Below are 23,371 nucleotides of genomic sequence, written 5' to 3' on the forward strand. Positions count from 1 at the left end.
GGCCGCCGGCCGCCGTCGTTGCCTCCGCCGCTGCCGTTCAGCGCAGTACGGCCGCCAGCAGGTCGGTGCCCAGCGCCGTCAGCTCGGGCAGATCGAGGGTGTAGCGGACGTAGCGTCCCCGGCGCCGGGCCGTGAGCAGGCCCGCGCCGCGCAGGACGGCGAGGTGGCGGGAGACCTCCGGGGGCGAGAGCTCCCAGGCGTGGGCCAGTTCGCCGTTGGTGTGCGGGCCGCGGGCCAGGGTGCGCAGCAGCCGCAGCCGTACCGGATGGGCGAGCGCCTCCAGCCGCAGCGTGACCGTCTCCAGCGACACCGGCTCCGAGGGGCCGGGCCCGGCCACGGGGTACTGCACCACCGGCTGCCACCCGGGCGCGTGGACCACCACCAGGTGGGGGCTGCCGAAGACGCTCGGGATGAAGGTGACCCCGCTGCCGTGGGCGGCCGTCGCCTTGTCCTGCAGCTTGTCCACGATGATGCAGTCGCCGTCCGGAGCCAGGGTGACGGCGCCGGAGACGGACGCGAGTGCCGCCGCGACGCCCTGGTGCTTCAGCAGGTCGTTCTTCAGGCGCAGGTCGGTGGCGAGCCGTACGGCTGCGTCCGTCCAGGCCTCGTCGAAGAACGCGTCGGCGCACTCTTCCAGGGTGCGGCGCACCCGCGACCGTACGGCGGCCGGGTCCGCCAGCAGCCGTTCCGCGAAGGCCTCTTGCCGCGCGCCGCGGGCTTGGGCCAGTTCCAGGGCCCGCTCGCGCGCCGCGGCATCGGTGAGCGGCGACGGCGCGGCGAGGTGGACGCGGCTGCCGCCGCACGTGGTGACGAGCGCGGCGGTCACGTACCTCTCGTCGTCGATCCGGTCCACCTCGTCCAACTCCTCGGCGAGGGTCGGCCGGGGCCGGGCGGGGAGCAGGAAGTCGGCTTGCGAGGAACGCCAGAGGAACTCCGCCTCCCGCAACCGCTCCGCCAGCTCCGGCCGCAGCCCGGCCCAGACTTCCCCGGCCCAGCCGGCGAACTGCGGATGATGCCCCGGTTCGGCCAGTACGTGCAGCATCGCGGTCAGCTCGGCCAGCGGCGAGGCGGCGAACCGCAGTCGCTCGGACGGCAGCCCGCCGATGTCGATCCTCAAGGTCATCCCCTCAGGATCCCCGACCGGACGGCCGCCCCCGAAGTCGGTTGACGGTGTCCGTCAACCGACGCGGCCGGCCCGGCGTCCCGGCCCACGGTGGACGCCATGGCAACCCTGACCAAGATCCGGCCCCGCACCCTCGTCCGGGCCTCCGGCGGCCCCCGCTACGCCGTGGCCCTGGCCGTGGACGCGCTCGGCACCGGCCTGCTGCGCCCCTTCCTGCTGCTCTACGGGCTGACGGTGCTCGGACTGTCCGCGCCGGCCACCGGCATCGCCATGACGGCCGGCGTGGTCATGGGGCTGGCGTGCATGCCCGCCGTCGGCCGTTGGCTGGACCGCGGTGCGCGCAGCACGGTCGTGGCGGCGTCGATGCTGGTACGGGTGCTGGGTGTGGCGGTGCTGCTGGCCACCCCGGCCGGGCACGCCTGGCCGTTCGCGGCCGCCGCCCTCTTCCTGGGCATGGGCAACCAGGCCTGGCCGGCCGCCCACACGGCCCTCGTGGCCACGGTCTCCCGCGGCCGCGAGCGCGACACCGCTCTCGCGGCGGGCCGCGCCCTGCGCAACGCCGGACTGGGCGCGGGCGCACTCCTCGCCACCGCGTGCCTGGCGGGCGGCGCCACCGCGCTGCAGGCCCTGGCAGCCGTCACCGGGCTCGCGTATCTCACGGCGGCGGCCCTGGCCTGGTCGGTCCGCCTCCGCGCGGATCCGGCCGCCGGCCCCGCGGAGTCCGAAGCGGACGGGCCGGCTCCCCGCATCCGCGGGCTGCTCGCCGCCAACGTGATCTACGTCTTCTGCCTCAACGTCCCCGAAATCGCGGTCCCGCTGGTCCTCGTGACCCGGTTGCACGCGTCCCCGATGTGGTCCGCGGCCGTCTTCGTGGCCAACACGGTGCTGGTGGTCACCCTGCAGGTCCCGGTGACCGTCCTGATGTCCCGCTTCTCCCGGCGGACCGTACTGGCCCTCGCCGGCCTGCTGCTCGCCGCCTCCTACCTCGGCTTCCTCGTGGCGACCTCACTGGGACCCGGCTGGGGCGCCCCGGCCGTCGCCGCGGTGTCCGTGGTCTGCACGGTCGGCGAGATCCTCTACGCGGGCAGCGCCACCGCGCTCGTCACCGCCCTGGCCCCGCCCCGCGTCCTGGGCCGCACCCTCGCCCGCTTCGAGCTCTCCACGGGCCTCGGGCTGGCCGTCTCCCCGGCGGCCATCACCGCCCTGGCCCCCCACGGCCCGGCCGCCCTCTGGGGCACCCTCGCCGCGGCCACCCTCCTGTCCGCCTCCGCCGTCACCCACAGCGGGTGCGGGCCGCGGAGGGCTGTTCTAGCGTCGATGGGGGGACCGGAACGGAAGACCCCGGAGAGCAGGTGCCTCTCATGCGCGCGTCGACTCGCATCGCAAGCGTCCTCGCCGGCCTGACCCTCGCACTCGGTGGCGCGGCCTTCACGGCCCCCGCCGCCCAGGCGGACATCTCGGCCTGCATCAACCAGGTCGAGCAGGAGCTCCACGGCGGCGAGGCCCCGGACTCCGTACGCATGGCCTGCTACGTCGGACTCACCGGGGACCAGGACCAATGCGTGGCGGGCCTGACCGCGGGCGGCGTGACCGGCACGACCGCGGCGACCGCCTGCCGAGCAGCCCCCCAGTAGGTGCGGCGTACCGGGTTCGACCGCAGGCGGCGGACCCGTCACAGGCTCATGAGGAGGTCCTCGAGCGGGGCCGGTACCCGTCCGGGGGCCAGGGCCTCCACCAGGAGGCCCCCGTAGCGGATCTTGCGGCCCTTCTTCGTGCCCAGGAAGCGCCGCAACTGCTGGTGCCGGGGCCGGCCGTCCTGCGCGGGCTGCCGCAGGAAGGTCTGCCAGGGACGCAGATCGCCCTCGACCCGGATGATCTCCTCGACCGTCGCCGTGCCGAGCGCGCGGATGAGCTCGTCCTCCAGATCCGCCGCGCACACGAAGAACCCTGAGCCTCGCGCCCCGGCCCGCGCCAAGCCGCGTTCGTAGAAGGGCTGTTCCCTCTCGTCGCACAGTCCCGTCAGGCGCAGGCCGAGTCCGGGCGGCCCGAGAAGGCCGGCGTAGCGGGCGACGTTCATCGCGCCGCCCATCGACACGACGCACACCCCTTCGGCGGCGAGGTCCCGGCCGCGCCGCGCGGCGAGCGCCTCGACCGCCGCCAGGTCGCTCAGCCCTTCCAGCAACACCGCCGTCCGCAACCCCAGTCGTACCGCCAAGTCCCCCGCCGGTCCGCCGGGCCCGCCGGCCGCCCAGCGTCCGACCGCGTCCCGGAACGCCCACATGTCCGCCATGGAGCGAGTCTGCACTTCCCGCGCCCGCCACGGCTCGGGATTTTTCCCTCCCGGCCACCTACCACCTGGGGGAGCGTCCCCCTACCACCACGGTTGTATTTCCCCGGCCCACGCCGCCCATCTCGTCCCGGCCGCGAACCGGACGCCGCCCCGAGGGCGTGCTACCGGCGAACACACCGGTACACACGTGGAGTTGGGGGAATTCGGGTGGCGATGGTTTCAAGGGCCAGAACGGCGGCACTGGCCGCCGCGGTGGTCGGAACGCTGATCACGGGGGCGTCCGGTGCCGGCATCCAGCCGGCGCGCGCCGCGAGCACCACCGCACAAGGCGGTACGAGGACACCGGCGGCGGCGGAGCCGGTGAAGCCGGCCAAGGCCCCGGCGACCGTCACACTGATCACCGGCGATCGCGTCGTCCTCGGCGACGACGGCCGCGTCAGCCGATTCGTGCGCGGCAAGGGCCGGGAGGGGATCGTCATCTCGGTCCGGCGCGAGGCCGGGCACACGTACGTCCTCCCGCAGGACACGCTGCGCATGGTCGCCGACGGCGTCCTCGACCGGCGGCTGTTCGACGTCACGCAGCTGGTCGCGGACGGGTACGACGACGCGCACCGCAGCACGCTGCCCCTGATCGTCGGCTACCGCCGGGACGGCGCCGCGGTGGGCTCCTTCGCCACCACCCCGGACGCACTCGCCGGGCTCGCGCGCGAGCGCCGCCCGCTGCCCGCCGTGGACGGCGAGGCATTCCACGCGCCCAAGGCCGACACCGGGGCCCTGTGGTCGACGGTCACCGCTCTCACGCCCGCAGCCCGCACGCGGGGAGCCGCCCCCGCGGCGCCCATCGCCCACCTGTGGCTGGACGGCAAGGTCCGCGCCGCCCTCGACACGAGCGTGCCGCAGATCGGCGCACCCGCCATGTGGACGGCCGGCTACACCGGCAAAGGCGTCAAGGTGGCCGTCCTGGACACGGGCGTCGACGAGACCCACCCCGACCTCAAGGGCATCGAGGCGGCGCAGCAGAACTTCACCGAAGCGCCGGACGCCAAGGACGTCAACGGGCACGGCACGCACGTGGCATCCACCATCGCCGGCTCGGGCGCGCTGTCGGGCGGGCGCTACAGGGGCGTGGCGCCGAGCGTGCAGATCCTGGACGCCAAGGTCATGAGCGACGAGGGCTACGGCGCCGAATCGAGCGTCGTCAGCGGCATGCAATGGGCCGTGGACCAGGGCGCGAAGGTCGTCAACATGAGCCTCGCGTTCCAGGACCAGCCGGATACCGACCCGATGGAGGAGGCCGTCGCGCGGCTCTCCGACAGGGCCCTCTTCGTGGCGAGCGCGGGCAACAACGGCGACAGGGCGGGCACGATCGTCTCACCCGGCAGTGCTCCCGAGGCGCTCACCGTCGGGGCGGTCGACAAGCAGGACCGGCTCGCCTCCTTCTCCAGCCGCGGCCCGACGGCCGACGGATCGTCGAAGCCGGACCTCACCGCCCCCGGCGTCGACATCACCGCCGCCCAGACCTCGCAGAGCCCCTACTTCCCCCCGGGTGACGGCTACGTCTCCATGAGCGGCACCTCGATGGCCGCCCCGCACGCCGCGGGTGCCGCCGCCCTGGTGTTCCAGCAGCACCCGACGTGGAGCGGCGCCCAGGTCAAGGCGCTGCTGACCGGATCGGCCAAGCCCCACCCCGCACTCAACGCCCACCAGCAGGGCGCGGGCAGGGTGGACCTGGAGCGTGCCGTGACCGCCCGGGTCGCCTCCGAGCCCGCCGCCCTCTCCTTCGGCACGCAGTCCTGGCCGCACGCCGACGACGAGCCGGTCACGAAAACCCTCACCTACCGCAACTTCGGCGCCGAGCCCGTCACACTGCGGCTGAGTGCGGCCGGGACCGACCCGGCGGGCAACCCGGCCCCGGCCGGGATGTTCACCGTCAAGGACGCCGAGCTGACCGTCCCCGCAGGCGGCAGCGCACAGACCGCCGTCACCGCCGACACCCGCAAGGGCACCGTGGACGGCGCGTTCGGCGGCAGCGTACTGGCGGCGGGCGGCGGCCAGTCGGTGCGCACCGGCCTCGTGGTCGAGCGCGAGGTGGAGTCGTACGACCTCACCCTGCGGCACACCGGCGGCAACGGGCCGGACCCGCTGTCCTACTACGCCACGGTCTCCCGGGTCGGCGCGCAGACGTCGGAGCGCTTCGACTTCCCCAACAACCCGACCGGCGTCGTCACCCGGCGGCTGCCCAAAGGCGACTACCAGCTGGAGAGCTTCGTCTACGGCACGGACGACCGGCTGGCCGTCTTCGTCCAGCCGGTGCTGAAGCTGACGGCCAAGGCCACGATCACGCTCGACTTCCGCAAGGCCAAGCCGTTCACCGTCACGGCGCCGGATCCGGCCGCGCGGCTGGTGAGCGCCACCGTCGGGTACGAGGACCGGGTCGCGGGCGTCGCGAACGTCTGGTTCACCGACGGCCGGACGCAGATCCTCACCGCCGGGCTGGGTCCGGCCGGCGCCGATCTGCACGCCCAGTACAACGGAGTGTGGAAGAGGCCCGGCGCGGCGGGCGAGAACACGGACTACCGGCTCGCCTTCCACCGCACGGGCAGCTGGTTCACCGGCCTCACGCGCACCGTCACCCGGGCCGATGTGGCCGAAGTGAAGCTCGGCTTCGGCGCCTCGGTCACCGGGGTGAAGGGCCGGATCCGGGTGACCCCCACCGACGCGGACGGATTCGGCGTCGGCGTGTGGGACCCGGTCGACCAGAGCCTGCCGCTGGCCGCCACGAGTTACGTCAGCACCGCCGGGGTGCGCTGGTCCTGGAACGCCTCGCAGGTCGACGCCCGGGGCGAGGAACGCATCATCTACCTCGAGGGACCGGTGGCCTACAAGCCGGCCACGCGCCGGACGCTGAACTTCAACACCGGCGTGGTCGGGCCCGATCTGGAGGCCGGGGACGACCAGGACGCCACCCGCGGCGGCGACTACATCAGCTCCAGGGTCCAGCTGTTCAACGACGGCGCCGGCCACTCGGGCTCGTCCGCCATCACCGACGGCTTCAGCCGGCTGGAATCCGGGGGCCGGGTCATCGCCGAGGGCTCGGCCAACGACTGGCTGAGCGCCGAGGTTCCGGCCGCGTCCGCGCCGTACCGGCTGAGCATGGAGGCGAGCCGCTCCACGCAGGACACCTCCACCAGCACGAAGGTGGCCGCGGTCTGGACGTTCACCTCGGCCCGCCCGCCCGCGGACGAGTCGGTCCGGCTGCCCCTGTCGACCGTACGCCTCTCTCCGGACCTGACCCTGAGCGGGACGGCGCCGGCGGGCGGCACCCTGAACGTACCGCTGCGACTGGGCGGAGCGGCCGCGGGGGCCGGGCGCGTGAGCGCGCTGACCGTCGAGGTCTCCTACGACGAGGGCGCGACCTGGAAGCCGCTCACGGTGCGGACCGACGCGAAGGGAGGGCGCTCGGTGAACGTCACACACCCCGCGACCGCCGAGGCCGTCTCCTTCCGCGTGAACCTGACGGACAAGGAGGGCAACACCGTGCAGGAGACGATCACGAACGCCTACCGGCTCGCCGCACACTGACCGAGGGGGGCGGGGCGACAGCCGGCGCGCCGCCCCGCCCGGCGATCGGGGCCCGACCGTACCCGGCGTGCGGAACGGATCCGCGCCGGGCAGGATGAGGATTGTGCGGGACAGAGGGAGCGCTGCCGGGGAGTCCTCCCACGGTGCACCGAGGCAGGCGCTCGCCCTCGCGGCCATGCTCTTCGCGGTGGCGATGGTCTTCGTGGACCAGACCATCGTCAGCATCGCCGCCCCCAGCATCGTCGAGGAACTCGGCCTCACGTCCTCCGGGATGCAACGCGTGGTCAACGCGTACCTCCTCGCGCTCGCCGCGTGCTTCGCACTCGGCGGGCGCCTCGCCGACGTCCTCGGGCACCGCCGGATGGTGGTGGCGGGCACGCTCGTCTTCGTCGTCTCGTCCGTGCTGTGCGGCTCGGTCCCGTCCGGGGAGTTCGCCCAGAGCTGGCTCGTCGTCTTCCGCGCCACCCAGGGCGTGGGTGCGGCGCTGGTGTTCCCCGCCGCCCTCGCCGTGGTCGTCGGCGTCGTCCCCGTCGGCAAACGGGGCCGGGCGCTGGCCCTGTTCTTCGTCCTCGCCGGCGCGCTCACCGCCCTCGGACCGCTCGTCGGCGGCTGGCTGACCTCCTGGACCTGGCGGGCCGTCTTCTGGATCAACGTCCCCGTGGCCGTTCTCGCGCTCGTCCTGATCGCCCTCGCCCGCATCCCCGACGCCCGGCGGCGCGAACGCCTCGACGTGCCGGGCGCCGTACTCGTCGCCCTCGGCATGGCACTGAACGTCTTCGGGATCCAGCAGTCGGCCACCTGGGGCTGGAACAGCCTCGCCACCTGGGCCTGCATCATCGGCGGGCTCCTCGTCCTCGCGCTCTTCTGCCGGTACGAGCTGCGCACCGACGAGCCGCTGATCAAGCTGCGCGTCTTCCGCGACCGGGCGTTCACGGCCGACGTCCTGGTGCTCTTCTTCTCGATGCTGGCGTTCGTCCCGGTGCTGTTCTTCGCGTCGGTGTACGCGCAGATCTCGCTCAGCTGCTCGCCCCACCAGGCCGCGCTCTACGTGCTGTACTTCTTCGTCGGTTTCGGCCTCTCGGCGCAGTGGGGCGGCCGGATCCTCGACAAGCACGGCGCCAAGCCCACGATGAAGCTCGGCACGGCCCTCGCCTGCGTGGGATTCGCCCTGTGGGCGTGGAAACTGACGGACCTGTCGGCCCACGACCAGTGGCCCTACGCCTGCCTGGCCGGAGCCGGCATGGGCCTCGTGCTCTCCCCGGCGTCCACGGACGCCGTGAACCGCGCGATCGACGCCTCGTACGGAGAGGTCACCGGCATCACCCAGACGGTACGCAACTACGGGGGAGCCGTGGGCATGGCGGTGTTCGGCACGCTCCTCACCCACGTCACGACCAGCCGGGTCGCGCAGACGCTCACGGCGAAGGGCCTGCCGGAGGCGGAGGTCCAGGGCGCGGCCCACGCCGTCGCGGAAGCGGTCACCGGCCATCCGGACGACCGCGCGCCCACCGGCACCGGTCCGACCGCCACGCTGATGCGGAGTTCCTTCCAGGCCGTCCACATGGACTTCGCCGAGGCCAACCAGTGGGTGTTCTACGGGATGGCCATCGCGCTGGGCCTGGCATGCCTGTGCACGCTGCTGCACCCGGGGACGCGGGTGACGGGCGAGACCGCGGAGCCGGCGGGGCCTGCGGGACTTGCGGAGCCGGCGGGACCCTCGGGACCCGCGGAGCCGGCGGGGCCCGCGCCGGAGCGGCCCCGTCCCTGACCGGTGCTCGGGGCTCGCCGGTCAGGCACCCCGGCTGCGCGATGTCCGCCGCGCGGAGAGCGCGATGTACGCCCCGGCGCAGATCACCCAGATGACGCTGGGCCACGCGGCGATCCGCTCGAACAGCCCTTGGACGTAGGGGTCCGGTCTGAGCGCCGTGAGCGTGGCCGAGATGATGGACGTGATCCCGCACAGGATGCCCATCGTGCCCCAGAAGGGCCGCCCCGCCTGTCGCAGCATGCCGCCCAGCAGCAGGACGCCCACGGCCCCGCAGAAGAAGCACGTTCCGGCCGACAACAGGTGTACGGAGGGACGGAGGTTGTACGGGTTGAAGCCGGTGGAGACGAGTCCGGCCCCGCTGACGGCCAGGACGCCGAACGCCAGGTTCCGCAGACGGTCCGGGGGAAAGATCGCGGCATTGAGCCCCGCGCCCAGGATGAGACAGACGCCTCCCACGATCCAGGCGATGTCGGCGGCCTCGTGCCAGGGAGAGCAGAAGCGAAATCCCCCGATGCGGCCGCAACGGGTCACGCCGAGCGCCGAGATGATGTGGTCCATCAGGTTCTGGCTCGAAGCACGGGGCAGGACGACGGCGTTGTTCACCACGAAGATCTGGACCAGAGAAGCCCAGAGCAGGCCCCCGGCCGTGAGAGTCCTCGAAGCGGTGAAGGTGAGTTCGCGCATGCCGCCCTTTGCTGTCGGGCGAGGGCGGGTCGTGGAAGGCCGTCGCGGTCACGTCAGGTGGTACGCGCGGGCACACGTCGCAGGCCGGTACGGCGCGCAGCACCTGCCGCCCGAGCCTTCGGGCCCGCCGTGAGCCGTCGGGTGGCCGCGCGGTCCAGTATGTCCCGCCGGGGCCCTTGCGGGCCGATCCCGCCGCGGCGAGTCCCGTTCCGCCTCGCCGGATGTACCGGACAGGCGCCTCGTGGTGGCCGGGAATAGAGTGGAGGTGTACGTCCTGCGCTCACCCAGGGCTGAGTCGACCGCCCGCGCGCGGGCCCGGCAAGGGACCAGTCCGCAAGGGGTTCCGGCGTGGCGTCGGCCGCCCGGGGGCGGGCTCAGGGATTCCACCGATGGGCCGCGCGCCCGGTAGACCGCCCGGGGCCGGACCACCCGTCCGGGAGGATGACCATGACCCGCCACTTCCGACGGCGGGCGCTCGCCCCGCTCGCCCTGCTGGCCGCACCGGCTCTCGTGTTGTCGGCGGTCGTTCCCGCCGCCGCAGCCCAGCGGCCGGCGCAGGATCCCGCGGCCGTTCCCTCGATCTGCCACGGTCTGACACAGGGCAACGACCCCTACCACCGGGGCTGCCGGGAGGGCTATCTCCAGGGCTCCAGCTCCGGCAACCGCGACGGCAAGCCGCCCATGTGCCGCAAGACCCTCCCGCCGCTGGTCCCGCCCAACCCCACCCCCTTCGTACAGGGCAAGGCGGAGGGCTACACGTACGGCTACAACCAGGCGTACGCCAAGTCCGCGGCGGCCAACAAGGCTGCGTGCGACGCCGTGAACAAGCCGCAGGCGCCCAAGCCGCCGGCGCAGACCCAGGAGAGCATGGCCGCCGCCGGCCAGGCTGCCGGCGAGGCCTGGGGCCGCGACGAGGGCAAGGCCTGCGTGACCGCGCGCACCCACGCCCGACTGGTCCCGCAGAAGCAGCCCGACCCGCTGATCCTCGCCTTCCAGAACGGCTACGCGGTCGGCTACGACACCGCGTACGACGAGGCGTTCCGCCAGAACTGCCTCAACAAATAACCACCCGGCGGGTCCGGTCCGGGGCCCGGCTCAGTAGGTGACGGTGATCCGGCGTGAGCGGCCGTCCACCCGGATGCGACCTCCGACGGGGACCACGAGCTGGGGGTCGGTGTGGCCCAGGTCCACGTCGAAGACCGCCATGGTGGCAGGGGCGTACTCTTGGAGGGCCCGCATCACCGCCTCGCGCTGCCGCAGGCGGAAGAGGTCCCTGTCCCGGGCGCCGAGCGGGCTCTCGAACGACCAGGCCTTGGCCCTGCCCATCAGGAGTGCGGGGAACTGTCGGAGCAGCCCGCGTTGGCCCATGTTCCGCAGGATCCGGTAGACCTCTTCGGCGGACGGCATTTCTTCGGACGTCTCGAGGAAGAGCACGCTGCCGGCGTACGCGTCGACCGGCAGTACGGCGCGGTCGGCCATCAGCAGCCAGGAGATGATCTCCAGGTTGCCGCCCCAGCCGGGCCCCTCGACGACATGGCCACCGCCCAGCCAGGTCCAGCCGCCGGCGGGTTCGGTCTCGGGTTCGGACTCGAACGTGCGGGGGTCCTGCCAGGGCCGGTCGACCTCCCGGAAGGAGCCGGCCGGGGTGAGTTCGTACTCGCCGGACGTGAACAACGCGGCCCTGAGGGAGTCCGAGGTCAGCGGGTGCATCGCGCCGGGGCGTCCGAGCTCGACCATCACCGAGCCGCCGTGGTATCCGACGATGCCGGCGTTGCGCAGGAACAGCAGCAGGTTGGTGTTGTCGCTGTAGCCGAAGAAGGGCTTGGGATTGGCCCGCAGAAGGTCGCGGTCGAGATGGGGGAGGACGGTGATCTGGTCGTCGCCGCCGATGCTGGCGATCACCGCCTTGATGTCGGGGTCCGCGAAGGCCGCGTGGATGTCCGCGGCCCGCGCCTCGGGCGAAGCGCCCATCGTGCGGGTCGTCGGGTATTCCACCGTCCTCAACCCGAAGTCGTCCTGGAGCCTGCGCAGCCCCAACTCGTAGGGCAGGGGCAGGAGACCGGGCAGACCGGACGAGGGGGACAGCACCGCGACCCGGTCGCCGGGACGGGGCTTCGCGGGATAGAGGGGATCCGTCATCCGAAGATCATATGAGTGGTTGCTTGCGGTGGGGGACACCGGTGTGGGGCGGTGCAGTGTCGTTACTGCGGTGAAACCGCCCACCCGCCCGGGTGAGTTGTGGGCCTCGTACCTGTCCGGGGGCGCCGCAGGGCCGCTACATCTTTGGTCTGGCTGGCACAGCCGCTGCGCGAGTACCGCCCGACCGCCGATGGAGAGAAGGCCCTCCGTGAACCTGAACCACCGCGTGCGACACCTCACCGCCACCCTGGCCGCCGGCGCCGCGCTGGCACTGACCGCGGCGGCACCCGCCGACGCACGCCCGAGCGGTGTCGACAGCCAGTGCGGAAAGTACATCTGCGTGATGACCGCGCACCACAACCGGTTCGTGCAGGACATCACGGTGCAGACCCGGGACGGCGTGCCCGGCACGTTGCGCTCGTACTGGGGCGACTTCCACAGCTCGAAGGTGAACGCGGCCTCGCACCGGTGGGCGGTGGGGTACGAGCAGGCGGGTTCGAAGCTCGTGTGCGGTGGTCTGGAGCGTGATGGCCGGTCCATCGAGGACGGCATCTGCGTCACCATCTGAATCCGCCGCCACTGGGCCCGCTCGGCCCGCTCCGCCCGCTCGGCGGTCAGCCGCTTCCGTGCCCCGCCGCCACCAGCCCCGATTCGTACGCCGCGATGACTGCCTGGGCGCGGTCGCGGACGCCCAGTTTCGTGAAGATGCCGGTGATGTGGTTCTTGACCGTGGAGACGCTGATCTCCAGGTCCCCGGCGATCTCCGCGTTGTCGAATCCGGTCGCCAGCAGCTGCCAGATCTCCAGCTCGCGCGGCGTGAGGCCGGCCGGATCCGTCGCCGCCGGGCGCGGCCGGGCGGGGGCGGAGGCCCGTACGTACGTGGAGATCAGCCGGGTGAGGAGCCGGGGCGCGACGGCGGCCTCGCCGGTGTGGACGGTGCGGACCGAGGAGATGAGCTCCTCCGGGGAGACGTCCTTGGGGAGGAAGCCGTACGCGCCGGCGCGCAGGGCGGCGACCACGTACTCGTCCATGTCGAAGGTGCTGAGGGCCAGAACCCGGGACTCCGGCAGGGTCCGTGCCAGCTCCTCGGTGGCCTGGACACCGTCGAGGACCGGCATCCGGATGTCCATGACGACCACGTCGGGCCGCAATTCGTGGGCCAGCGCCACGGCCCGCGCCCCGTCCTCGGCCTCGCCCACCACCTCGAACGCCGGGTCGGGCGCCAGGATCAGTGCCAGGCCCCGGCGTACCAGCGGCTGGTCGTCGGCTATGAGCACACGGATCATCCGCGTCGGTCCTCTCGCTGTCCCCCCGGGGCACCCGCCGGGAGCATGGCCGCCACCCTGAATCCGCCGCCGTCGCACGCGCCGGCCTCCAGGGTGCCGCCTTGCAGCGCGACGCGTTCCCGCATTCCGATCAGACCGTACCCGCTGCCGGAGCCGGCGGCACTCCTCGACGCCGCCGGCCGCGAGGGCCCCGGCCGGGTGCCGCCCGCGCCGTCGTCCCGCACCTCCACCTCGACGCCGTCCGGACCGTACGTCAGCCGTACGTGGGCCCGCGCGCCGACGGCGTGCTTGCGGGCGTTGGTCAGGGCCTCCTGGACGATCCGGAACACCGCCAGGCCGACGCTCGGCGGCAGCGGGCGGGCCGTCCCCCGTACGGTGAACTCGGTGGGCGTGCCCGCCAGCCGGGACTCGGCGATGATCCGGTCGAGGTCCCCGGTCCCGGGCTGCGGCGCCGGCGGGACCAGCTCCGGTTCCTCCCCGGCCCGCAGGACGTCGAGGAGTTGCCGCATCTCCCGCAGCGCCATCCGCCCGGAGTCCTCCAGTGTGACCAAGGCCTCGCGGGCCGTACCCGGGTCGTGCGCCAGGTTGGCCCGGGCGCCGCCGGCCATCAGCTGCATGGTGGTGATGTGGTGCGCGACGATGTCGTGCAACTCGCGCGCGATCCGGCGGCGTTCCTCGGCCACCGCCCGGTCGGCCAGCAGGACGCGCCTGGCCTCGGCCTCCCGCTGCCAGCGCCGCACCACCAGCCCGGTGCCGACGACGAGCACCACCGCGACCGTGTTGCCGAGCAGGCCCGTCAGGACGGACGAGCCGCCGTGGCCGCTGCTGATCATCGTGACCGGTACGGTCGCGAGGGCGGCCGCCGCCGTGACCGCGGGGCTGCGCAGGCGGGTCACGGTGTAGAGCGCGACCATGTAGGCGGCGGAGAAGTGCGGGCCCTGCGGGGTGGTCAGGTTCAGCGCGGCCCCCAGCGCGAGGACGGCGCACAGCACGGTCACCGGCCTGGCCCGGCGGGCCAGCAGGCAGGGCGCGGCGAGGACCACGAGGACGAGGGCCTGCACGGTGAGGGGCCGGCCGTCGTCCGCGGCGCCGAGCGAATAGCCGATCAGGTCGTTCACGGCCGCCCCGATGGCCACGAGCGCGTCATTGCGGGTCCAGTCGAAGACCGGCCCGCGCGCCTTCGCCCCGATTCCGCCGGTACGGCCCCCACTGCGTATCGCCATGCCCGCCGGTCCCCCTCCGTCACCGGCCCGCCGGATCCGTACCGGGGCACCGCAATTCGCGTACGGGAACCATTCTCGCAGCGTCGGCGCGGCCGGCCCCCGACCCGGAGGGGGAGGCCGGACCAGGACTCCGGTCCTGGTCGGGGCGGTGTGCCGGACCCCGGTCCCGGTCTCGGGTTCCTCCCAGGTCACGACGTTCGGCGGCGCGGGCGCTGATGAGCTGGACGACGTCCGGGAACCCCCGGTCGATCGAGTTACGGAGGACCCTGTGATCCGCGCCCTGACCGGATTCGCCACCCGAAGTCCCTGGAAGGTCATCGCCCTCTGGGCGGTGCTGGGCATAGCCATGGCCCTCCTCGGCCAGGCGTTCGTCTTCCGCGCCACGCAGCCCAGTGCGGGCGAGTTCCTGCCCGCCACCTACGACTCGGCGGCCGCGCTGAAGGTCGCCGAGGAGCACTTCGGGGTCAAGCCCGACGCCAACCCGCTCACCATGCTGGTGGCCCGGGCGGACGGGGCCAAGCTGTCCGACTCCGACGAGCGGACGATCGACGCCGAGGCGGCGAAGCTCGCCCGGCGCGAGGTGGCGATGCCCAAGTCGCAGGAGACGCCGCCCTTCGCCGAGGACCATTCGCAGGTCCCCAGGGTCAGTCCGGCGATGACGGCCCCGGACCGGAGCTTCCGGCTGCTGTCGGTCGAGCTGGCCGGCAATCCCCTGGACCCCGGGATGCAGGACCTGTACCGGGCCTTCCGGGACCACGCCCGGGCCGAGTTCGCCGAGGCCGGGCTGCGGACCGGGTTCACGGCCGGGCTCGCGGACAGCGTGGACACCGCCGACGCCGAGAAGACCCGTTCGACGATCGTCGGCATCGCCATGCTCGCGGTGATCGTGCTGCTGCACGTACTGGTGTTCCGCAGCCTCCTCGCGGCGCTGCTGCCGCTGCTCGTGGTGTCGGTGATCGGCGGCGCGGCCGCCGGGGTGGTGGTCGCGGCCTCCCTGCTCACCGGCGTGCAACTCGACGCCTCCACCCCGCAGTTGATCAACGTCGTGCTGATCGGGATCGGGATCGACTACTTCCTCTTCCTGCTGTTCCGCTTCCGCGAGCAGCTGCGCAGCCGGCCCGAGCAGACCGGGCGCGCCGCGGCGGCCGAGGTCGCCGGACGGGTGGGTACGGCGGTCACCTCCGCGGCGCTGACGATCGTCGCCGCCTTCTCCACCCTCGCGGTCGCCTCGTTCGGCCAGTTCCGGGTGCTCGGCCCGGCGATCGCCGTGTCCGTACTGGTGATGCTGCTCGGCAGCCTCACCCTGATGCCGGCTCTGCTGGCCGTCACCGGGCGGAAGATGTTCTGGCCCTCGCGCGGCCTGCGCCGCGAGCCCCCGGAGGGGATGGCGGGCCGGACGGGCCGCCGGGTGGCGGCGCGCCCGATGACGATGGTGCTCGCCTCGCTGGCCCTGCTCGGCGCGCTGGCGGCGGGCCTGGCGGGGATGCGCATGGACTACGGGCCGGGCGGCGGGGGCGACTCGCGTACGGCGGCGGCGCGCACGGCGGCCGAGATCTCGCGCGCCCTGCCCGCCGGGGTGTCGGACCCGACCACCGTGTTCGTCACCGCCTCCGGCGGCGGCAAGGTCGAAACCGAGTCGCTGGGCGGACTTTCCAAGGCGCTCGCGGCGGTCGACGGCATCGGCCGGGTCACTCCGGCCGTACCCAGCGAGGACGGCAGGGCCGCGCGGATCGACGTGTTCCTGACCTCCGATCCGCAGGGGCAGCGGGCCCGCGACCTGGTGTCCGGACCGGTGCGGGACGTGGTGGCCGCCCACCGGCCGGACGGCACCGAGGTACACGTGGGCGGTACGGCCGCGCTCTTCGCCGACATCTCGTCCGCCGTCTCCGGCGACCTGAAGGTGGTCTTCCCGGTGGCCGCGGGGCTGATCTCGCTGATCCTGCTCCTGCTGCTGCGCAGTCTGCTCGCACCGCTGGTCCTGATGATCTCCGTCGGTCTGGGCTTCGCGGCCACCCTCGGCGCCTCGGCGCTGGTTTCCCAGAACCTCCTCGACCGGCCGGGCGTGAACTTCATGCTGCCGCTGGTGCTGTTCCTGTTCGTGGTCGCGCTGGGCACCGACTACAACATCCTGATCAGCGACCGGATCCGGGAGGAGATGGAGAAGCCCGGTCCGGCCCGGGCGGCCGTGGCCCGGGCGGTACGGCACACCGCGCCGGCCATCGCGACGGCGGGCCTGGTCCTGGCCGCCTCGTTCGGGAGCCTGGCCGTCAACCCGAATCCGGGCACGCAGGAGATCGGCTTCGCGACGGCGCTCGGGATCATGCTGTCGGCGTTCGTCCTGTCGGTCGTGCTGGTTCCGGCCCTGGCCGCGCTGCTGGGCCGGTCGATCTGGTGGCCGGTACGGCCGCGGCGCACCGACCACACCGCCTCCCGCCACACCGGCGGGCACGGGCGCACCGACCGCGCCGACGGCCCGGAGCGGCCCGTGCCGGTGGGCTGATCGGGCGCCGCGTGCACCCCCTGACCGGGGCCGATCACCGTCCGCCCGGGGCGAAGCCGTACTCCGGCAGTGCGATGTCCCCGGCCTTCGCGAACTGCGCGGCGAGCAGGTTCCGCATCGGCCAGCGGGACATCTGCCGCATGGAGAGGTCCCGCAGGCGGATGCCGAGCCGCCCGGAGGGCGCGTACCCCGACGCGCCTCCGGGCGGGAGCTGTTGGGCCCGGCCCACGTACGGCCGCATCACCTCGTCGTAGCGGCGGAGGGCGACGCGGTGGTCGCCCCCGGCCGCGGCGATTTCACCGGCCAGCACGTACGCGCCGACCAGGGCCAGGCTCGTACCCAGACCGGTCAGGGGGGTCGCGCAGTATCCGGCGTCGCCCAGCAGCGCCACACGGCCGCGCGACCACCGGTCCAGGCGGACCTGTCCCATGGAGTCGAGGAAGAAGTCCGGGGCGGTGCGCATGGCCCGCAGCAGGCGCGGGACCTCCCAGCCGACGTCCGCGAAGCGGCGGGCCACGAGCTCCCGCTGGGCGCCGACGTCGCGGCGGTCGTAGGCGAGGGGTGCGGAGCGGAAGCTGAGGCCGGCCTTGATCTCGCCGGGGAGCCGTCCGGGCCGTGCGGAGGCGACCAGTCCGCCGGGCGCGTTGTGCATCAGGTACCAGCCGTCGAGTTCCAGGTCGTCGAAGGCGGTGAACCACGAGGTGTAGAGGCCGAGCGGGCGGACGAACTCCTCCTCCGGGCCGAAGGCCAGCGCGCGCACCACGGAGTGCGGACCGTCCGCGCCGACGACCAGGGCGAACCGGCGCGGCGCGGCCTTCTCGAAGGTGACGGTGACGGCGTCCGCCTCCTGATCGATCCCGGTGACGGTGTCGTCGAACAGGTACTCCGTGTCCGGCAGGGTGGCCTCGTGCAGCATGCCGGCGAGATCGCCGCGGAGGATCTCGATCTCGGAGACCATCCCTTCACCGCCGAAGCTGTCGGCGGGCATCCGGGCCGTGATCCGGCCGGAGGCGTCCACGCACGCGAGGCCGCGCTGCTGCACGCTCTCCGCCCTGGCCCGGTCCATCAGGCCCATCCGCTCGATGACGGTGCGGCCGGCGCCGCGCAGGTCCACGGTCTGCCCGCCCGGGCGGGGCGTCGGCGCGCGCTCCACGACCGTGACCGTGAAGCCGCCCATGCGTAACCAGTAAGCCAGCGCGGGCCCTGCGATGCCGGCGCCGCAGATCAGTATTTCCTTCTTCGACATGACCTCGAACGTACGCCGTACGCGAGCCGCTGTGCAAGGATGAACTGGCCTTTCAACGTAAAGGGTTGGCCAGTTAGTGCACTAGTGCGGAGGGCATCGGGTGGGCGGACAGGCGATACCGCGGTACAGCCAGATCGTCGGCGAACTGCGGCGGCGGATCGAGACGGGCGAACTGGCGCCGGGCGACCGCCTGCCGTCGACCCGCGAGATCACCAAGCAGTGGGGCGTCGCGATGGCGACCGCGACCAAGGTGCTCACCGAGCTGCGCCGAGACGGCGCGATCCGGGCCGTCCCCGGCGTCGGGACGGTCGTGCGGGCCCCGATACGCCCGCCGCGCACCGCCCGCCCCGCGAGTTCCCCGGGCCCGGGCGAGCCGGCCGACGCGCCGGCGGCCCCGTCGTCGCTCACGCTCGAACGGATCGTCGCCGCCGCCGTCACGGTCGCCGACGCGGAGGGGCTGGCCGCGGTCTCGATGCGCCGGGTGGCCGCCGAGCTGAGGGCGGCGCCCATGTCGCTGTACCGGCACGTGTCCGACAAGGACGACCTGCTGACGCGGATGATGGACTCGGTCATCGCGGAGCACCCGTTGCCGGCCGCACCGCCGGCGGGCTGGCGGGAGGCGATCGAGCTGGCGGCCCGGCAGCTGTGGGAGCTGTTCCGCCGCCATCCGTGGCTCGCACCGGCCCTGTCGGTGACGCGCCCTCAGCTCGTCACCTCGGCACTGCCGTACAGCGAGTGGAACCTCTCCGTGCTGCACGCGCACGGACTCGACGTGCACTCCGCTTTCACGGCGCACCTGATGCTGCTCAACTACGCCCGTGGAATCGCCGTCCATCTGGAGGCGGAGCGGGAGGCCGAGGCGCACAGCGGCCTCGACAGCAAGGAGTGGACGGACACCCAGGAGCCCGCGCTCCTGGCGATCCTGGCCACGGGCCGGTTCCCCGCCCTCTCGCGCCTCGCCTCGGCCGGCTACCACCTCGACCTCGACGCCCTCTTCGAGTTCGGCCTCCAACGCCTCCTCGACGGACTGGCCTCACTGCTCGGTGAAGCCTCCGCCGGCTGAACGGGGAAGTCGAGCGGCCCGCGGAGCGGCTCTTGCGGCCGGCGGGGGAGCAGCAGCGGGGTCGCCAGGAGGAGTACCCCGGCCAGGGCGATGGCCGTACGCGGGCCGAGCAGGGCGCCCAGTACACCCCAGACCGCCGTCAGGAGCGCGGTCGAGGCCTTGGTCGTCACCGCCCAGGCGGACAGCGTACGGGCGACCCGGTCGGGCGCGGTGAGCCGGAGCCGTTGGGTGGCGCAGACGGGGTTGAAGACCCCGCAGCAGAAGATGAGCCCGAGCTCGACTCCGATCACCAGCAGCAGTCCTCCGGTGCCCGCCCCGACGAAGGCCAGGCCGACGGGCCAGAGCGCGCGCAGCGCCCCGGCCGCGACCAGGACCCGGTGCTGCCCGTACCGGGTGACGAGCGGTCGGGCCAGCCGCGCCCCGAGCAGCCCGCCGATCGAGGGCGCGGCGAAGGCGAGCCCGTACTGCCACGGCGCGAACCCCAGGCGCCCGAGCATCAGGACGGCGAGCAGCGGCTGGGTGGCCATCACCAGCGCGTTGAACGAGGCGGTGTTGAAGAACAGCGGACGCAGCACCTCGTCGCCGAGGATGTACCGCCAGCCGTCGAGCAGTTCGCCGGCCCGTCGGGGCTCGGCCTCCCGGCGCTCGGGCCGCGGCTCGTGCCCGCCCATGGCGCGGATGCCCAGGGCGGAGAGCAGGTGGCTGACCGCATCGGCCATCACCGTCACCACCGGCCCGAGGAGTCCGATGGCCGCGCCGCCCAGCGGCGGTCCGATGATCGTGGTCGTCCAGGCCGTGGACTCGAACCGGGCGTTGGCGACGAGCAGGTCCCCGTCCGTCAGCAGCGTCTTCACGTACGCGCCGGAGGCGGCGCGGAAGGTGATGTCGGCCGCGGCGACGACGACCGAGACCAGCAGCAGCTGAACGAAGGTGAGCACGCCGAGCGCGAACCCCGCGGGGACCGTCAGCAGCGCCCCGAACCGCAGGAGGTCCATCGCGATCAGCACCGGCCGCTTGCGGCGGAACTCCACCCACGGGCCGAGCGGCACCGCCACGGCCGCGCCCACCGCAGCCCCCACGCAGGACAGGGCGGCGACCTCGGCCGGTCCGGCGTGCAGCTCCCGGATGGCGATGAGCGGGAACGCGCCGAAGGCGAGCCACGTGCCGAGAGCGCTGGTTGCGTACGCTCCCCAGAGCCACCCGAACCGTCGCCCCAGCCTGTGCCCGCCCACCACGCCCGCCGTCCCTCGCCACCCGCCTGCACAACCGATCCGCGTTCCACGGCATCAAAGCGAGCGCCACGACCTGGGGTCAAACAACCATCGAGCCACCAGCCACAACCAACGGATGTACCCCTAGGCTGTCGGCATGGACCTCGACACTGTCCGGACCTTCGTCGCGGCCGCCGACGCGGGACGGTTCCAGGAGGCGGCCGCCGAGCTGGCGGTCACCCAGCAGGCCGTCTCCAAACGCATCGCCGCGCTGGAGCGCAGCCTCGGAGTGCGGCTGTTCACCCGTACTCCGCGCGGCGCCGAGCTCACCATCGACGGGCAGGCCTTCCTGCCCCACGCGCGCGAGCTGCTGCGCGTCGCCGAGCGCGCCGTCGCGTCCGTGCACACCGCCCGCCGCCCGCTGCGCGTCGACATCATCGCCTCGCGCGGCGCCGCGTCGGGTCTGATGCGAGGTTTCCACCGCGCCCACCCGGACACCGACCTCGACGTGCTCATGCTGTTCGGCATCGAGACGGCCCTCGCCGCCATCCGCTCCGGCGAGATCGACGCGTCCTTCCGCGCCGTCGCCGCGCCCGGCCGGCCCCTCCCCGAGGACATCGAGTCCGTACGGGTCCTCGACGAACCGCTCCAGCTGCTCACCGGCCCCGACCACGCGCTGGCGGGCGCCCGGTCGGTGCCCCTCGCCGGGCTCGCGGGGCACCGGATCTGGATGCCCGGCATCGTCCCCGGTACCGAGTGGGCGGCCTACTACGAGGACCTCGTCGCCGAGTTCGGCCTCACCATCGAGGCGACCGGCCCCAACTTCGGCTCCGACGCACTCCTCGACACCGTCGCCGACACCCCTGCCCTGGCCACCTTCATGGGCGAGCACACCCGCCTCGTCTGGCCCGCCGGCCACGGCCTGCGCCGCATCCCGGTGACCGATCCGACGCCCGTCTACCCGCACTCGCTCCTGTGGCACCGGGACAACCCCCACCCCGCGCTGGCGACCCTCCGAGCCCACCTCGCGACCACGGCGGCCGGCCACGATGCCGCCGGGACCTGGACGCCGGACTGGGTGATCCCGCACTGAACCCGACGTGGCGAGCGGCCTGCCGGCGCAGAATGGAGTTCCGTACGCATCCGAGCACCTGGCTGCCAGTGGGCGCTGGACGGTGGGTGGTGGGCCCGAGAGGAGCGGAACCAGGTGAGCGATCCGCACGACGGAGCCGGGCCCGCGCCGGTCGAGCCGGTGACCCCCGAGCCGCCGAACCCGCTCCGCAGGACGCTGCTCCACCAGTCCTGGCTGGACGTCGCGTTCGTGCACTGGGCGCTGGCCCCGGAGTCGGTGGGCGGGCTGCTGCCCCGCGGCCTGCGACCCGACGTGTACGAGGGCGCGACGTACGTGGGTCTGATCGCCCTGCGGATGCACCGGGTCGGCTGGTTCGGACTGCCCGGCGTGCCGTACTTCGGAAACTTCCCGGAGACGAACGTGCGCCTGTACTCGGTGGACGAACGCGGCCGCCGCGGCGTGGTCTTCCGGTCGTTCGAGGCGTCGCGGCTGCTCCCGGTGCTCATCGCGAACCTGGGCTTCCGGCTGCCGTACATGTGGGCCGAAATGTCGGTCCGTCGGGAGGGCGACGGCGTCGAATACGCCACCAGGCGCCGCTGGCCGCGAGCGGGGGGCAGCGGAGGGGCCCACGCCCGACTGGGTCTGCGCATCGGTGAGCGGATCGCGCAGCCGAGCGGACTGGAGGACTTCCTCACGGCCCGCTGGGGCATGCACAGCGACCCGTACGGCAGGACCCTCTACCTCCCGAACGCGCACCCGCGGTGGAGACTGCACCGCGCCGAGTTGCTGCACCTCGACGAGAACCTGATCACCGCGGCCGGTCTGCCGTCCCCCGCCGCCCCGCCGGTCAGCGTCCTGTTCTCACCCGGAGTCCCCGTCCGCTTCGGCACCCCCGCCTGACATCGAGCCGATCCCGTACGCCTCAGCCGCGTCGTTCCGGTGGGACCACCCGATGGGCCATCCGGACCGGAAACGACGGCGGCGGCTGCCAGACACCGCGCTCCTCGAAGGGCCACGCGTACGTCAGCACCCCGTCACGGACGCAGTCCAGCAGGTCCGGCGCCTGAAGCTCGTGGGCCGACCACTCGTAGAGCTGCTGCAACCTCGGGGCGATCATCCCGTAGTCCAGCAGCCGGCCGAATCCGCCCTCGTCACCCAGGTAGAACCGGACACCGGCCGTGAGGGGGTACTCGTCCGGGAGGATCCGGGACAGCTGCAGGAATACGCCGATCATGCCCAGCCTCGGATCACCGAGGAACGGGCCGAGCGGGCGAAGCCACCCAGCGAGATGCGGGGGGCCGCAACGAGTGCGTGGGTGTAGAGCACCCGGCAGAGCACGACGTTCATGAAGAAGCGCTCGGCCTCGTTCTCCGCCTCCGCCAGGTCGCGGTGTTCGAGGTAGGCGGCGACCACGCTCCCGTTGTGCGCCCGGTACCAGGCCCGGGCCGTCGGACGGTCGGCGAAGGCCGTCCAGAAACCGACCGTCCGCGAGGAGGCGGGTCCGGGGAGGTCTCCGCTCAAGGCCACTGCCTCGCAGCCGTCACGCAGGATGCGCTCGTTCACCGCGCGCCACCACGGACTGCCGGGACGATCGCCGGACAGGGGCCGCAACAGACCCCGCCGGAGCTGCCAGCGCATGAAGGAGGTCGCCGCCCGGCGGAAGGGCAGATGGCGTGGGGCCTTGCCGAACGGACCGCGGTAGCAGCGCTGCATCAGGGCCAGCCGGCCCGCAGGATCGTCGCGGACGGCGGCGATCCGCCGATCGGACCAGTCCGCGGCCGACATGCCAGGCCCTCCGCGCGGCCGGCCCGGGTCCGTCACCGCCTGATGCCCCGCGTCAGCAGGGCGACCGCGCCGACCACCGCGAGGCCGCCCACGCCGAGCACGGTGCGCGTGCCGCGCGGGCCGAGCGCGCGGTACGGGCCCGCGGTCAGCAGGGACCACCGGGCTTGGACGGACAGCACGCTTCCGATGCTCTGAAGCGACCCGTACGACACCAGCGACATCGCGGAGCCGATCGAGCCGACGGACAGGGCGGAGCCGATCGAGCCGATGGACAGCGCGCTGCCCACCGACCCGATCGACAGCACGGACCCCACCGAGCCGATCGACAGGAAGGAGTCCTTGGACCACAGGGAGAGTGAGGAACCTCCGACGGCGCGGGAGGAAGAGTGCGTCATGGGG

The 23,371-nt window shown here is 73.3% G+C and carries 21 protein-coding genes; 10 read left to right on the top strand and 11 right to left on the bottom strand.

Translation table 11 applies throughout. The features are described from left to right. Positions 1-37: 37 nt before the first annotated feature. The gene (locus ACFYZS_RS37245; protein WP_389023006.1) at positions 38-1,123 is read right to left on the bottom strand and encodes a DUF5937 family protein; all 1,086 of its coding nucleotides are present in this window, start codon (positions 1,121-1,123) and stop codon (positions 38-40) included. Positions 1,124-1,222: 99 nt separating this feature from the next. On the opposite strand from ACFYZS_RS37245, the gene ACFYZS_RS37250 reads away from it, so the two are divergent. Together ACFYZS_RS37250 and ACFYZS_RS37255 are read left to right on the top strand one after the other, a co-directional pair. Then, on the top strand, positions 1,223-2,527 hold the full coding sequence (locus tag ACFYZS_RS37250; RefSeq protein ID WP_389023008.1) for an MFS transporter: 1,305 nt from the start codon (positions 1,223-1,225) through the stop codon (positions 2,525-2,527). Next, complete coding sequence (locus ACFYZS_RS37255) at positions 2,485-2,757, top strand: hypothetical protein (RefSeq protein ID WP_389023011.1); 273 nt, start codon at positions 2,485-2,487, stop codon at positions 2,755-2,757. Before ACFYZS_RS37250 ends, ACFYZS_RS37255 begins: the two co-directional genes overlap by 43 nt. 38 nt (positions 2,758-2,795) lie before the next feature. Here the strand turns inward: ACFYZS_RS37255 and ACFYZS_RS37260 are convergent, their stop codons facing one another. Next, positions 2,796-3,413 (bottom strand): TOPRIM nucleotidyl transferase/hydrolase domain-containing protein, encoded by a 618-nt coding sequence (locus tag ACFYZS_RS37260; protein WP_389023014.1) that lies wholly within the window; start codon positions 3,411-3,413, stop codon positions 2,796-2,798. Positions 3,414-3,626: 213 nt separating this feature from the next. On the opposite strand from ACFYZS_RS37260, the gene ACFYZS_RS37265 reads away from it, so the two are divergent. Together ACFYZS_RS37265 and ACFYZS_RS37270 are read left to right on the top strand one after the other, a co-directional pair. Further along, the gene (locus ACFYZS_RS37265; protein ID WP_389023148.1) at positions 3,627-6,995 is read left to right on the top strand and encodes a S8 family serine peptidase; all 3,369 of its coding nucleotides are present in this window, start codon (positions 3,627-3,629) and stop codon (positions 6,993-6,995) included. 94 nt (positions 6,996-7,089) lie between these two features. Continuing rightward, entirely contained in the window at positions 7,090-8,763 is a 1,674-nt protein-coding gene (locus ACFYZS_RS37270; RefSeq protein ID WP_389023017.1) for an MFS transporter, read from the top strand. Positions 8,764-8,784: 21 nt separating this feature from the next. Here ACFYZS_RS37270 and ACFYZS_RS37275 read toward each other — a convergent pair whose 3' ends face one another. Further along, complete coding sequence (locus tag ACFYZS_RS37275) at positions 8,785-9,447, bottom strand: DUF998 domain-containing protein (protein WP_389023019.1); 663 nt, start codon at positions 9,445-9,447, stop codon at positions 8,785-8,787. A gap of 447 nt (positions 9,448-9,894) precedes the next feature. On the opposite strand from ACFYZS_RS37275, the gene ACFYZS_RS37280 reads away from it, so the two are divergent. Beyond that, positions 9,895-10,512, top strand: a complete 618-nt coding sequence (locus ACFYZS_RS37280; protein WP_389023022.1) for a hypothetical protein — start codon at positions 9,895-9,897, stop codon at positions 10,510-10,512. Between the two features lie 30 nt (positions 10,513-10,542). On the opposite strand, the gene ACFYZS_RS37285 is transcribed toward ACFYZS_RS37280, so the two are convergent. Continuing rightward, positions 10,543-11,586 (bottom strand): S66 peptidase family protein, encoded by a 1,044-nt coding sequence (locus ACFYZS_RS37285; RefSeq protein WP_389023025.1) that lies wholly within the window; start codon positions 11,584-11,586, stop codon positions 10,543-10,545. Positions 11,587-11,794: 208 nt separating this feature from the next. Here ACFYZS_RS37285 and ACFYZS_RS37290 point away from each other — a divergent pair, with 208 nt between their 5' ends. Further along, a complete protein-coding gene (locus tag ACFYZS_RS37290; RefSeq protein ID WP_389023027.1) occupies positions 11,795-12,154 on the top strand; it encodes a hypothetical protein in 360 nt (119 codons plus the stop codon). Positions 12,155-12,200: 46 nt separating this feature from the next. Here ACFYZS_RS37290 and ACFYZS_RS37295 read toward each other — a convergent pair whose 3' ends face one another. Continuing rightward, the gene (locus tag ACFYZS_RS37295; protein ID WP_389023030.1) at positions 12,201-12,872 is read right to left on the bottom strand and encodes a response regulator; all 672 of its coding nucleotides are present in this window, start codon (positions 12,870-12,872) and stop codon (positions 12,201-12,203) included. Next, positions 12,869-14,095 (bottom strand): sensor histidine kinase, encoded by a 1,227-nt coding sequence (locus ACFYZS_RS37300; RefSeq protein ID WP_389023033.1) that lies wholly within the window; start codon positions 14,093-14,095, stop codon positions 12,869-12,871. The genes ACFYZS_RS37295 and ACFYZS_RS37300 overlap by 4 nt, the downstream gene beginning before the upstream one ends. 268 nt (positions 14,096-14,363) lie before the next feature. On the opposite strand from ACFYZS_RS37300, the gene ACFYZS_RS37305 reads away from it, so the two are divergent. After that, positions 14,364-16,595 carry an MMPL family transporter gene (locus tag ACFYZS_RS37305; RefSeq protein WP_389023035.1) on the top strand — a complete coding sequence of 744 codons (2,232 nt, stop codon included), beginning with the start codon at positions 14,364-14,366 and terminating at the stop codon, positions 16,593-16,595. A gap of 34 nt (positions 16,596-16,629) precedes the next feature. On the opposite strand, the gene ACFYZS_RS37310 is transcribed toward ACFYZS_RS37305, so the two are convergent. Then, positions 16,630-17,841, bottom strand: a complete 1,212-nt coding sequence (locus tag ACFYZS_RS37310; RefSeq protein ID WP_389023038.1) for an FAD-dependent monooxygenase — start codon at positions 17,839-17,841, stop codon at positions 16,630-16,632. A 100-nt stretch (positions 17,842-17,941) separates the two neighbouring features. On the opposite strand from ACFYZS_RS37310, the gene ACFYZS_RS37315 reads away from it, so the two are divergent. Continuing rightward, positions 17,942-18,904, top strand: a complete 963-nt coding sequence (locus tag ACFYZS_RS37315; RefSeq protein WP_389023041.1) for a TetR/AcrR family transcriptional regulator C-terminal domain-containing protein — start codon at positions 17,942-17,944, stop codon at positions 18,902-18,904. Here ACFYZS_RS37315 and ACFYZS_RS37320 read toward each other — a convergent pair. Beyond that, positions 18,811-20,139, bottom strand: a complete 1,329-nt coding sequence (locus tag ACFYZS_RS37320; RefSeq protein ID WP_389023044.1) for an MFS transporter — start codon at positions 20,137-20,139, stop codon at positions 18,811-18,813. The two genes, ACFYZS_RS37315 and ACFYZS_RS37320, sit on opposite strands and share 94 nt — an antisense overlap. Positions 20,140-20,272: 133 nt before the next feature. On the opposite strand from ACFYZS_RS37320, the gene ACFYZS_RS37325 reads away from it, so the two are divergent. Continuing rightward, positions 20,273-21,208: a LysR family transcriptional regulator gene (locus tag ACFYZS_RS37325; protein WP_389023046.1), complete on the top strand. Its 936-nt coding sequence runs from the start codon at positions 20,273-20,275 to the stop codon at positions 21,206-21,208. Positions 21,209-21,322: 114 nt separating this feature from the next. Further along, a complete protein-coding gene (locus ACFYZS_RS37330) occupies positions 21,323-22,087 on the top strand; it encodes a YqjF family protein (RefSeq protein ID WP_389023049.1) in 765 nt (254 codons plus the stop codon). A gap of 22 nt (positions 22,088-22,109) precedes the next feature. Here ACFYZS_RS37330 and ACFYZS_RS37335 read toward each other — a convergent pair whose 3' ends face one another. Genes ACFYZS_RS37335 through ACFYZS_RS37345 form a run of 3 tightly spaced genes read right to left on the bottom strand, consistent with a single transcriptional unit; the run spans position 22,110 to position 23,367 of the window. Then, positions 22,110-22,421 carry a hypothetical protein gene (locus tag ACFYZS_RS37335; protein ID WP_389023051.1) on the bottom strand — a complete coding sequence of 104 codons (312 nt, stop codon included), beginning with the start codon at positions 22,419-22,421 and terminating at the stop codon, positions 22,110-22,112. Then, complete coding sequence (locus tag ACFYZS_RS37340) at positions 22,418-22,972, bottom strand: hypothetical protein (protein ID WP_389023054.1); 555 nt, start codon at positions 22,970-22,972, stop codon at positions 22,418-22,420. The genes ACFYZS_RS37335 and ACFYZS_RS37340 overlap by 4 nt, the downstream gene beginning before the upstream one ends. Before the next feature lie 32 nt (positions 22,973-23,004). Next, positions 23,005-23,367, bottom strand: coding sequence for a hypothetical protein (locus ACFYZS_RS37345; protein WP_389023056.1), 363 nt, complete (start codon positions 23,365-23,367; stop codon positions 23,005-23,007). Between the last annotated feature and the right edge of the window lie 4 nt (positions 23,368-23,371).

It is taken from the genome of Streptomyces sp. NPDC001903, from assembly GCF_042891345.1.
GTDB lineage: Bacteria > Actinomycetota > Actinomycetes > Streptomycetales > Streptomycetaceae > Streptomyces.